Origin of the sequence: Paludibacterium paludis, from assembly GCF_018802605.1 — a bacterium.
In the GTDB taxonomy this organism is placed as follows: Bacteria; Pseudomonadota; Gammaproteobacteria; order Burkholderiales; family Chromobacteriaceae; genus Paludibacterium; species Paludibacterium paludis.
The window spans coordinates 3,656,286-3,667,584 of the sequence record NZ_CP069161.1 but is presented as its reverse complement, the minus strand read 5'-3'; the positions used below and the strand labels follow the sequence as shown (position 1 = coordinate 3,667,584).

The 11,299-nt window shown below is 62.7% G+C and carries 8 protein-coding genes; 4 read left to right on the top strand and 4 right to left on the bottom strand.

Annotation, left to right across the window (positions count from 1 at the left end; genetic code table 11):
- Positions 1 to 12: 12 nt before the first annotated feature.
- From JNO50_RS17010 to JNO50_RS17000, 3 genes are all read left to right on the top strand, one after another.
- Positions 13 to 564 carry a PEP-CTERM sorting domain-containing protein gene (locus tag JNO50_RS17010; RefSeq protein WP_189531657.1) on the top strand — a complete coding sequence of 184 codons (552 nt, stop codon included), beginning with the start codon at positions 13 to 15 and terminating at the stop codon, positions 562 to 564.
- A 216-nt stretch (positions 565 to 780) separates the two neighbouring features.
- Positions 781 to 1,566: a transporter substrate-binding domain-containing protein gene (locus tag JNO50_RS17005; protein WP_189531655.1), complete on the top strand. Its 786-nt coding sequence runs from the start codon at positions 781 to 783 to the stop codon at positions 1,564 to 1,566.
- A gap of 6 nt (positions 1,567 to 1,572) precedes the next feature.
- Positions 1,573 to 2,232, top strand: coding sequence for an amino acid ABC transporter permease (locus JNO50_RS17000; RefSeq protein WP_189531654.1), 660 nt, complete (start codon positions 1,573 to 1,575; stop codon positions 2,230 to 2,232).
- Positions 2,233 to 2,244: 12 nt separating this feature from the next.
- Here the strand turns inward: JNO50_RS17000 and JNO50_RS16995 are convergent, their stop codons facing one another.
- Positions 2,245 to 4,005: an AMP-dependent synthetase/ligase gene (locus JNO50_RS16995; RefSeq protein WP_189531651.1), complete on the bottom strand. Its 1,761-nt coding sequence runs from the start codon at positions 4,003 to 4,005 to the stop codon at positions 2,245 to 2,247.
- A 255-nt stretch (positions 4,006 to 4,260) separates the two neighbouring features.
- Between JNO50_RS16995 and JNO50_RS16990 the strand changes: the two genes are divergently transcribed.
- Positions 4,261 to 5,403: a trans-sulfuration enzyme family protein gene (locus JNO50_RS16990; protein ID WP_189531761.1), complete on the top strand. Its 1,143-nt coding sequence runs from the start codon at positions 4,261 to 4,263 to the stop codon at positions 5,401 to 5,403.
- Positions 5,404 to 5,411: 8 nt separating this feature from the next.
- Here JNO50_RS16990 and JNO50_RS16985 read toward each other — a convergent pair whose 3' ends face one another.
- The 3 genes from JNO50_RS16985 to JNO50_RS16975 are packed head-to-tail and all read right to left on the bottom strand — an operon-like array spanning position 5,412 to position 11,185.
- Positions 5,412 to 7,178: an ABC transporter ATP-binding protein gene (locus JNO50_RS16985; protein WP_189531649.1), complete on the bottom strand. Its 1,767-nt coding sequence runs from the start codon at positions 7,176 to 7,178 to the stop codon at positions 5,412 to 5,414.
- On the bottom strand, positions 7,168 to 8,910 hold the full coding sequence (locus JNO50_RS16980) for an ABC transporter transmembrane domain-containing protein (protein WP_189531647.1): 1,743 nt from the start codon (positions 8,908 to 8,910) through the stop codon (positions 7,168 to 7,170). Before JNO50_RS16980 ends, JNO50_RS16985 begins: the two co-directional genes overlap by 11 nt.
- A gap of 7 nt (positions 8,911 to 8,917) precedes the next feature.
- Positions 8,918 to 11,185 carry an arginine/lysine/ornithine decarboxylase gene (locus tag JNO50_RS16975; protein ID WP_189531645.1) on the bottom strand — a complete coding sequence of 756 codons (2,268 nt, stop codon included), beginning with the start codon at positions 11,183 to 11,185 and terminating at the stop codon, positions 8,918 to 8,920.
- Positions 11,186 to 11,299: the final 114 nt, after the last annotated feature.

Sequence of the window (11,299 nt, the reverse complement as noted above, 5' to 3'; positions counted from 1 at the left end):
TTGGGGTTTTTGATGAAGCGTGTCCGTATTGCAACCGTATTGATGCTGTTCCTTGGAGCATCCGCCGTCGGCGTTGCCGCGACGATGAAGATGCTGAAGAAACAGAGCGCTCCCGTGGAAAGCAGCGGTGGGGCCGATATCGGCGATGCCGGAGGCGCGGGTTCCCTGTTCGCCGATCATCAGCGTCTGGCCAACTGGACGCCTGGTGGCGATCTGTATGTTCCTCGCCTTGGCGCTCCGTCACTGCGAGGCCCGGAAGATGTGGCCCGTGCCATTCCCGCTCCGCCACCTGTCGCCCGCGATGACAATTTCCTGCCGTTCCGTTATCCGGACGCCTTGCCTGGCGATACCTCGACCGTGTCGTTCGCCGGTGGCTTCGCGACGCGAGACGTCGTGCCGTCCGGAACCCGGTTCTCCGGCATTGCGCCGACGGTCCCCAATTCTGGCGGTTCTGTGGGTAGCCTGTTGCCCAAGCCCCCGATTCCCGAGCCGGAAACCTGGGCGCTGATGGGGCTGGGCCTTTCCGCGCTGCTGCTCAAGCGACGCAAGCGCCGATCCGTCTGACCGAAGCCAGAGCAACTCCCCCGTGCGGCCCCGCAAGTCACTACTTGCGGGGCCGTTGTCATTTCCACGCGGGGTATGTACTTGATATTTGTAAGTCATAAATTATTCTTATAAAACCATTGGTTTTTCATTCTTTCTTGTTAAAGCGGAACGCTTCTTGATATAGTTCGTATTTGATTATTTTATGGCTTTTTTATGCCTAAAAGGAATATTAATATGAAAAAGTGGTTCCCGGCCGTACTGCTCGCCGCCCTGTCGCTCCAAGCCTTTGGTGCCGACCTTCTCGATACCGTTCGCCAGCGCGGCACGTTGCGCGTGGCGCTTGAGGGTACCTATCCTCCGTTCAATTTCAAGGATGCCAAGCAGGAACTGACCGGCTTCGATGTCGATGTCGTGCGCGAGGTCGCACGCCGTCTGAAGGTCAAGCCGGAGTTCACCACCACGGAATGGAGCGGTATGCTCGCCGGCCTGCAGGCCGGCAAGTACGACATCGTGGCCAACCAGGTGGGCATCACCGACGCACGCAAGCAGACCTTCGATTTCAGCCAGCCTTATACCTTCTCCAGCGCGCAACTGATCGTGCGCAAGAACGAGACCCGACGCTTCGCGTCGCTGGCCGATCTGAAAGGCCGCAAGGTTGGTGTGGGGCAGGGCAGCAACTATGCCGATATGGCCAAGGCGGTGCCGGGTGTCGAGGTGAAAACCTATCCGGGCGCGCCGGAGTACCTGCAGGATCTGGCGACCGGCCGCATCGACGCGGCGCTCAACGACAGCCTGCTGATTCCATTCGCCATTCGCGAATCGCACCTGCCGGTCAAGGCGGCCGGGGCGGTGGGCGATGTCGCCAGCATGGGTTTCCCGTTCGTCAAGAACAACCCCGGCTTCAAGGCGGCCATCGATAAGGCGTTGACCGATATGAAGAACGACGGCAGCTTCCGCAAGATCTCGGTCAAGTGGTTCGGCATCGACGTCTCGCGCGCGCCCGGTGCGAAAAAGCCCTGAGTCCCGATGGAAATGTGGAATGTGATAGGGGCCGCGATGCCCCTGATGCTCAAGGGAGCCGGCTATACCCTGATGTTCGCGGTCGCGGCGATGGTGCTCGGCCTGATGCTCGGCTTCCTGGTGGCGCTGGTGCGGGTGGCGGCGTTGCCCATCCTCGCCCGGATAGCCGCGGTTTACGTCAGCGCGATCCGCGGCACGCCGCTGCTGGTGCAGATTTTTGTGATCTATTACGGTTTGCCGGGCGCGGGAATCGAGCTTGAGCCGGTGCCGGCCGGGATTCTCGCCCTGACGCTCAATGTGGCCGCCTACCTGTCCGAAAGCATGCGCGGAGCGCTGGATGGCGTGCCGCGCGGACAATGGGACGCGGGTTTGTCGCTCGGGTTTTCCTGGTGGCAGACCATGCGGCACATCATCGCGCCGCAGGCGCTGCGCCTGGCCGTGCCAAGCCTGTCCAACAGTCTGATCAGCCTGATCAAGGATACCTCGTTGGTCTCGGTCATTACCGTGACGGAACTGATGCTGGCGACCAAGGACGCGATCGCCCAGACATTCCAGCCGCTGCCTTTGTATCTGGCGGCGGCCGGGATCTACTGGGCGCTCAGTTTCGCGTTCGAGAGGGTTCAGAAGCGGGTCGAGGCCAGATTGTCGCTGGCCTTTCGCCGCTAGCGGCGGGCGCGGTCAGGCCGGCTCCGGGTGGGCGTACATGCTTTCGATCAGGTGCCGGCAACGCTCCGCGATGACCTTGCGGCGAAGCTTCAACGTCGGGGCCAGTTCGCCGCGGTCGACACACCACGGGGTTTCCACCAGGGAGAACTTCTTGATGTGTTCCCAACTGCCGAACTGGCGGTTGAAGCGCTTGATCTCGCGATCGATCAGCTCGACGATGCGGGGATGGCGCGCCATTTCGGAATCGCTCGTGTAAGCGATGCCATGATCGGAACACCATTCGCGCAGTTTTTCGAAGAGAGGGACGATCAGCGCGCTGGCGTACTTCTGCCCGTCGCCCACCACCATGATCTGGTCGATGAAGGCCGATTCCTTCAGTTTGTTCTCGATGATCTGCGGCGCGATGTACTTGCCGTTCGATGTCTTGAACATTTCCTTCTTGCGGTCCGTGATGCGGATGTAGCCATCCTCCACGACACCGATGTCGCCGGTGTGCAGCCAGCCGCCGGCGAGGGCTTCGGCGGTCAGCTCCGGCTCCTTGTAGTAGCCGACCATCACGTTGGGGCCGCGCACCAGGATCTCGCCATCGTCGGCGAGCCTCACTTCCACGCCGGGCATGGCGATGCCCACCGTGCCGATGCGCACGTCGCGGGCGCTGAACGGGTTGGCGGAAATCACCGGCGCCGCTTCGGTCATGCCGTAGCCTTCGCTGACCACCACGCCGGCCGCCCAGAACATGCGCGCCAAGCGCGGCTGCAGGGCGGCGGAGCCGACGTTGATCCAGCGCAGCTCGCCGCCCATGGCGGCATGCCACTTGCTGAACACGAGTTTTCTGGCGAGGGCGAATTGCAGTGCGCCAAGCGGCGACAGGCTGCGCGACGGTTCGTAATTTTCGGCGATGCGCAAGGCCCACAGGTAAATGCGCCGTTGCACCCCCTTGAGCGTTCTGGCCTTGCCGACGAGTTTCTCGTACACCTTCTCCAGCACGCGCGGCACGGCGCTGAAGGTATGGGGCCGCACTTCGGCGAGCGCCGTGGACAGCGTTTCGACCGTGGCGAAATACACGGCGGTGCCGGTGTACATGTAGTACAGCACACCCGCCCGCTCGAAAATGTGCGACAGCGGCAGGAAGCTCAGCGCACGGCAGCTGCCCTGGGGCAGTCCGGTGTGGGCGGCCACGGACCTGACCGTGCTCGTGACGTTGCGGTGGTTGAGTACCACGCCCTTGGAGCGGCCGGTCGTGCCCGAGGTGTAAATGATGGTGAAAACATCGTCGGCGGTGATGCCGGCGCGTATGGTATCCAGTTCGTCGACGCGGGCCTGATCGGCCTGCGCTTCAAGTTCGTCAAGACCGGCGATACCGTCGATCTGGACAAAACCGTAAATCGGGCATTCGGAGCCACACAGCGCGTCCGTCAGCTTGCGGGCGAGGGAGGCGGAGCCGGCGAAGGCCAGTTTGACTTCGGCATGGGCGAGGATGTAGCGTGCGTCGTCCAGCGTGCAGGTCGGGTACAGCGGTACGCTGACCGCTCCGATCTGCTGCAGAGCGAGGTCGACCAAGGTCCATTCCAGGCAATTGTCCGCCGCAATGGCGACCTTGTCGCCTTTTTCTATGCCGATGCCCATCAGCCCGAGGCTGATGCGGTTGACTCGTTCCACGGTGTCAGTGGTCGACAGCCGCGTCCACTCTTTTCCGCGCCGCGCCGAAAGGCAGTCCTGGCGGGGGAAGAGGGAGGCTTGGTGGAACAGGAAATCAAAGGCGCGATCAAGCATTGAAGAATTACAAAGCGTTACAAAACGAGGCACCTTATCCCGAAAGGCGGCCTCTGTAAAGTCAAGCGTCCGTTTTATTTGCCAGATATCAAGCGAAGTGAAGCGATATCCAACGGTTTAATCGTTCCAACCGTTATCTCTATATGAAAAATGGCAATGACATTTTCTTGTGGTAAGGGGGGTATGATGTACACCGTACGAGGCTCTCGTTTCCATCACACAGGGGGAGACCGCTCCATGTCCGATAACAACAAATTGCAGTTCGCCACGCGCGCCATTCACGCCGGTTATGACCACCATGAGCACAACCGTGCCGTGATGCCGCCGATTTATCAGAGTTCGGTGTTCGTCCATGACCGTATTGGGGAAGCGCTGCCGTTCGCCTATGCCCGAAGCGGCACGCCGACCCGGGAGAGCCTCGAGGCGTGTATTGCCTCGCTGGAGGAGGGGAGGCACGGTTTCGCCTTTGCCAGCGGGATGGCGGCCATCGATGCCGTGCTGCGCGCCACGCTGTCGCCGGGCGACGAGGTGATCGCGGTCGCCGACCTGTATGGCGGGGCATGGCGGCTTCTGACCCGGGTGCTGGAACCCGCGGGCATCAAGGTGACGTTTCTCGATCTTGGCGATCCGGGGAACCTTGCCGCCGCGCTCTCCGACACGGTGAAGCTGGTCTGGCTGGAAAGCCCGAGCAATCCCCTGCTCAAGCTGGTCGACATCTCGGCGCTGTCGCGGATAGCCCGTGAGGCCGGGGTGCCCGTCGCCATCGACAACACCTTCGCGACCCCGTATCTGCAGCGGCCGCTCGAACTGGGCGCCGATATCGTGGTGCACTCGGCCACCAAATACCTCGGTGGTCATTCCGACGTGTTGCTCGGTCTTGCCGTGGTGCGCGACGACGCGCTCGCGCGCCGGATCCGCTTCATCCAGAATTCCGCCGGCGCGGTGCCCGGCCCGCAGGACTGTTTTTTGGTGATGCGCGGTATCAAGACGCTGGCGTTGCGCATGGAGCGGCACTGCGACAATGCCGAAAAAATCGCGGTGTGGCTGGACAGTCATCCGGCCGTGGAACGGGTGATGTACCCCGGGCTGGCCTCGCATCCGGATCACGCTCTGGCGCGGCGCCAGATGGCGCGGTTCGGCGGCATCATTTCGATTTACCTGGCCGATGACAGCCGCGCGGCGGCCTCCCGTGTCGCCGAGCGCTTGCGTTTCTTTGGTCTTGCCGAATCGCTGGGCGGTGTCGAGTCGCTGATCAACCACTCGGCGACCATGTCGCACGGGTCGATGACCGCCTCCGACAAGCATCGTCTCGGGATTCGTGAAGGACTGTTACGCTTGTCGGTCGGCATCGAAGACGTCGCCGACCTGATCGGCGACCTGGAGCAGGCCTTGGCCTGAGCGCCGGCTCAAGCGTCCGTGTCGCCCATTTGCTGAAGCAGATAGAGCCGTTGGTAGAGCCCGCCCTCTTTCGCCATCAGGGCTTCATGCGTACCCGACTCGGCCAGGCGGCCGTGATTGAGTACGATAATCCGGTCCGCGTCGCGGATGGTGGAGAGGCGATGGGCGATGGCGACCACGGTGACACGGCCCTTGAGCGCGTCCAGAGCCTCCTGGACGATGCGCTCTGTCTCGCTGTCGATGTGCGAGGTGGCTTCGTCGAGGAACAGCACGCTGGGCGAGCCCGCGAGGGCGCGGGCGATGGCCAGAAGCTGTTTCTGTCCGGTCGCGAGACGGGCTCCACCTTCGCCGAGCGGTGTGTCGTAGCCGTGCTCCAGATCCAGGATGAATTCGTGGGCGCGGGCCGCCCGCGCGGCGGCCTCGATCTGCGCCGGAGAGAGGCCCCTGCCCATGTCGATATTGTCCTTCACCGACCCGGCGAGCAGGAATGGCTCCTGCGGCACCAGGCCGACGTGGCGCTGGAACACTTCGTCGTCGAACTGTTCCAGCGCTTCGCCATCCAGGCGGATTTCACCGCATTGCGGTCGGTAAAAGCGCAGCAGCAAAGACAGCAGCGTGGACTTGCCGCTGCCGGTGTGGCCGACGATACCGATGAAACTGCCGGCCGGAATCGACAGGCTCAGGTCGTGGAGCACCCGATTGGCCGGGTCGTAACCGAAACTCAGGTCGCGGATATCGATCGCGCCGGCGGTGATCCGCGCCTGTCCACCGGTTCCGGGCGCCGGTTCTTCGGCCAGCAGCACATTCACCCGGGCCGCCGCGACCAGCGATTGCTGCAATTGGCTAAATTGCAGGGTAATCTGGATCAGCGGTTCCACCACCCTGGCGATGTAGCTGACAAACGCGTAGAGCACGCCGACTTCGAGGCCGCCGGGAGGGCGCCCGCCGAAACTGTACAGCACGGTGACCAGCAGCAAGACATTCAATAGATCGAGCACGGGGCGCAGGAGCCAGGCATTGGCGCGCAGCTCCCCCATGCGCGCCTCGTAATGCAGCCAGCTGGTCCCGAGCAAGCGTTCGCCGAAGCGCTTCTGCGCATTGTCCGCCTGCAGCACCGGCATGCCGGCGATGCTTTCGGCCATCTGGGCGTTGATGTCGCTGCGCAAGGCGCGGGAACGGGCGACGGCGGGCGCGCTCAGGCGCTGGTAGAGCCAGACGATAATCACGACGGCGGGAACGAGGAGCAAGACGATGAGCATCAGGCGCCAGTCGAGCCACGCCATCGCCACCATCGCGCCGGTCAACAGAATCAGGTTGTCCAGCATGACGAACAGCACTTGCACGTAGAGTGTCTTGACGGCCTCGGTGTCGTTGGTCACCCGGCTGACCAGTTGTCCGGTGATGGCCCGATCGAAAAACGCCATGGGCAGGGACAGCACATGCCGGTAGACCTCTTCGCGCAACCTTCGGACCGATCTCATCGCCAGGCCGGCGAGCCTGACCAATTGCAGATAGCGCAGAATCCCCGCGGTCCAGCCGGCGAGCAGCGCGCCCCCCACCAGAAGTCCCATAGAGAGGAGGTCCTGATTCCGGGGGATCAGGTAGTGGTCGATGAAATGCTTGCCCAGCAGCGGGCCGAGCGCTTCGAGCGCCGCGGCGAGAAGGAGCCAGGCCATCCCCCGCGCGATGTGGCGGCGGTCCGGCGCCGCCACCTTGCCAAGCAGTCGCAATGCGCCAAGCCGTTCGGCCCCGTTGGCCTGATGTTCAGAGGGCATCCAGACTGGCCTCCAGCTGTTGGTAACGCCATTGGCCGGCATACCAGCCGCCGGCGTTGAGCAAGGCGGCGTGATCACCGCTTTCCGTTACGTGGCCGCCACGCAGCACGAGAATGCGGTCGGCGTCCATCACGGCGCTCAACCTGTGGCTGACAATGATGACAGTGCGCCCCAGCCGGGCTTCCCTGAGATGCGCCAGAATGCGTGTTTCGGTTTCGGTGTCCACCGCCGAGAGCGCGTCGTCCAGCAGCAGAAGGGGGGCCGGTGACAGCAGGGCGCGGGCGATGGCCACGCGTTGGCGTTGTCCGCCCGACAGTGTGATGCCCTTTTCTCCGACGGGCGTATCGTAGCCCTTGGGGAAACGCAGTATGTCCTCATGGATCGCGGCGAGCCGCGCCGCTTCCTCGATTTCCCGACGCGTCGCCAGCGGGCGCGACAACGCGATGTTCTCGGCGATCGACGCGGAAAACAGGAAAGGCTCCTGCGGCACCCAGCTTAGCCCTTGGCGCAATGCCTCAAGGCGGTAGTCCGATACCGGATAGCCTCCCCACGAGAGTTCTCCGCCCGTCGCTGCGTACTGGCGCAGCAGCAAGCGCAAGAACGTGGTCTTGCCGGATCCGGTTGGCCCGACGAGGCCGAGCGTTTCGCCCTTCCCCAATTGAACCGTGAAGTCTTGCAGGGCGGGAAGGTGCTGGCCGGGGTAGATGAAGGTCAGCGCATCGGCGCGGATCTCGCCGGCGGGCGGCTCGAGGATCGTGCCGGTGTCGGCGATGCTGTCCGGTTCCGACAGCACCGGTTCCAGGCGGCTCCAGGCGGCCTTGCCGCGCGCGAGCAAGGTGGTGACCCAGCCCATGGCGAACATCGGCCAGATCAATTGGCCAAGGTACATGGTAAAGCCGGTCAGGGTACCGATGGTCATTTCGCCGTGCCAGACAAATGCTCCGCCGGCGGCCAGTGTCAGGGTGACGGCGGCGCCGAGGGTCAGACCGACGGCGGGTTCGTAGGCGGCTTCCCAGCGCTGGGCCCTCAGGCTGGCGTCGGCGGCGTCGCCGGCGATCGCCGAAAAGGTGCCGGCCGACCGGCCGGTGAGTCCCAGGGAGCGCAGCGTGCGGATGCCGCCCAGGGTTTCCTGCGTGTGTTCGTTCAGACGGCTGAAGTTATCGAGGGAGGTTTTCCACGCATCGTGCACATGCGAGGAAATCCACCAGAACGCCAGGGCCATCACCGGAAACGGGATCAGCGCGATCAGGGCGAGGCGCCAGTCGACACCGAGGATCATCATGGCCAGCACCATGACGAGCGTCATCGTGCCATCGAAACCGGCGAGTACCGCTTCGCCGGCCGTCATTTCCACCGCATCGATGTCGTTGGTGGCCAGCGCCATCAGGTCGCCGGTGCGCTGGTGCTGGAAGAACGGCGGTCCTTGCCGCGACAGTCGTTCATAAAGACGGTGGCGCAGTTCGACGCCCAGTTGGTAGGACACCGGAAACAGCGTCAGACGCCAGGCGACCCGCAAACCGTAGATGGCCAGTCCCATGACAACCAGAATGCCAAGTTCGGTGGCCAGTTCCCCCGGCGCGAGCGAGCGGGTCGCCAGTTTGTCGATGATGTGGCCTATCCTGCGCGGTACCGACACGGAGAGCAGGGCGATGCCCGCCAGCGTCAGTCCCGCGGCAAGATAGCTTTTCCAGTGGCGGCGCATGAAGCCGCCCAGCATGCTTGTTAACGTCATTGTTTGCTTACAATTGCTTTTCCACGGTGCAGTCGACGCCGTACACCGTCAGGCCATCCACCGTTTCGGGAATCAGACCGTGAACATCGGTTTCGAAACCCGGCAACAGCCGGTTGAACGTTTCCACAAAACGCAGGTAGTCGACGATGGTTTTGTTGAACCGTTCGCCGGGCACCAGCAGCGGGATACCCGGCGGATACGGGGTCAGCATCACCGCCGTGACGCGTCCTTCCAGACGTGCGAGCGGCACCCGCTCGATTTCCCGATGAGCCATCATGGCGAAGGCGTCGGAAGGCCGCATCGCCGGAACCATGTCGGAGACGTACATCTGGGTTGTCAGCCGCGCGATATCGTGCTCCCGGTATACCTCGTGGATGCGCTGGCACAGATCTCTCAGCCCCATCCGTTCGTAGCGGGGCTGACGCGCGACGAATTCCGGCATGATGCGCCACATCGGCGCGTTACGGTCATAATCGTCCTTGAATTGCTGCAGCAACGTCAACAGCGTATTCCAGCGTCCCTTGGTAATGCCAATGGTGAACATGATAAAGAACGAGTAAAGCCCGGTTTTTTCGACGACCACGCCATGCTCGGCGAGGTACTTGGTCACGATCGCCGCCGGGATACCCTGTTCCGCGAAGGTGCCGTCCACCGACAAACCAGGCGTGAGCAGCGTGCACTTGATCGGATCGAGCAGATTGAAATTGTCCTCGATGCCGGCGAATCCGTGCCAGGTCTCGCCGGCACGCAAGCGCCAACTGTCCTGTTCGCAGATGCCGTCGCTGGACAACTCGTCCGGTCCCCAGACCCGGAACCACCAGTCCTTGCCGTACTCCTGGTCGACCTTGCGCATGGCGCGACGGAAATCGAGCGCTTCGAGCAACGACTCCTCCACCAGTGCCGTGCCGCCAGGCGGCTCCATCATCGCCGCGGCCACATCGCAACTGGCGATGATCGCGTATTGCGGGCTCGTCGAGGTATGCATCAGATACGCTTCATTGAAGCTGTGGCGATCGAGTTTGCGGTTTTCCGGATCCTGGACCAGGATTTGGGACGCTTGCGAAAGCCCGGCCAGGAGCTTGTGCGTCGACTGGGTGGAGAACACCAGGGATTCCTTGCAGCGTGGGCGGTTTTCGCCGATCGCGTGAAAATCGCGGTAGAACTCGTGAAACGCGGCATGCGGCAGCCAGGCTTCGTCAAAGTGCAGCGTATCCAGTTCTCCGTCCAGCAGTCCCTTGATCTGCTCCACGTTGTAGAGAATGCCGTCGTAGGTCGACTGGGTCAGCGTCAGAATGCGCGGACGGCGTTCCGGATGTTTTTCGAGCGCTTCCCGGGCGAACGGGTTGGCGAGGATTTTTTCGCGGATGGACGCGGGGGATAACTCGGAGCGCGGAATCGGGCCGATGATTCCGTAATGGTTGCGTGTCGGCATCAGGAAAACCGGAATGGCGCCGGTCATCATGATCGCGTGCAGGTTCGATTTATGGCAGTTGCGATCGACAATGACGATGTCGCCGGCCGCCACCGTGGAGTGCCAGACGATCTTGTTGGAGGTCGACGTGCCGTTGGTGACGAAAAACAGGTGATCGGCGTGGAAAATCCGCGCGGCATTGTGCTCGCTGGCGGCAACGGGCCCCGTGTGATCGAGCAGTTGTCCCAGTTCGTCGACCGAGTTGCACACGTCGGCGCGCAGCATGTTTTCGCCGAAGAACTGGTGAAACATGCGGCCCACGGGGCTTTTCAGGAACGCGACACCGCCGGAGTGGCCGGGGCAGTGCCAGGAGTAGGAGCCGTCGTTCGCGTAATCGACCAGCGCCCGGAAAAACGGCGGCGCCAGTGTCTCAAGGTAGGAGCGGGCTTCGCGGATGATGTGCCGGGCCACGAACTCCGGCGTGTCCTCGTGCATGTGGATGAAGCCGTGCAGCTCGCGCAGGATATCGTTGGGCACGTGGCGCGCCGTGCGGGTTTCTCCAAAGAGATAGACCGGGATATCGGGATTGCGGCGGCGGATTTCGGCCACGAAGCTGTAAAGGTTGCCGAGCACTTCATCGGCCAGATCCTCCGAGCTGAACTCTTCGTCGTCGATGGACAGGATGAAGCCCGATGCGCGGCTTTGTTGCTGGGCGAAGGAGGCCAGATCGCCATAGCTCGTGTAGCCGACGACCGGCATGCCCTGTTTCTCGATGGCCAGAGCCAGTTCGCGGATCACCGAGCCGCTGGTGTTCTCGGTGCGGAAGTCTTCATCGATGATGACGATAGGAAACTGAAACTGCATGCCTTGCATCCTCCCTTGAAGGGTGAAGAGAAGCCGGGGTGGGAACGGGAAGCGCGAATTGTAGACCCATTACCTGACAGGATGCGCAAATAATATGCCTAATGAATTGCGGGA

Coding starts and splice junctions, on each gene's coding strand:
- JNO50_RS16975 (WP_189531645.1), bottom strand. CDS start 11,185: ATGCAGTTTCAGTTTCCTATCGTCATCATCGATGAAGACTTCCGCACC.
- JNO50_RS16995 (WP_189531651.1), bottom strand. CDS start 4,005: ATGCTTGATCGCGCCTTTGATTTCCTGTTCCACCAAGCCTCCCTCTTC.
- JNO50_RS16980 (WP_189531647.1), bottom strand. CDS start 8,910: ATGACGTTAACAAGCATGCTGGGCGGCTTCATGCGCCGCCACTGGAAA.
- JNO50_RS17000 (WP_189531654.1), top strand. CDS start 1,573: ATGGAAATGTGGAATGTGATAGGGGCCGCGATGCCCCTGATGCTCAAG.
- JNO50_RS17005 (WP_189531655.1), top strand. CDS start 781: ATGAAAAAGTGGTTCCCGGCCGTACTGCTCGCCGCCCTGTCGCTCCAA.
- JNO50_RS16985 (WP_189531649.1), bottom strand. CDS start 7,178: ATGCCCTCTGAACATCAGGCCAACGGGGCCGAACGGCTTGGCGCATTG.
- JNO50_RS17010 (WP_189531657.1), top strand. CDS start 13: ATGAAGCGTGTCCGTATTGCAACCGTATTGATGCTGTTCCTTGGAGCA.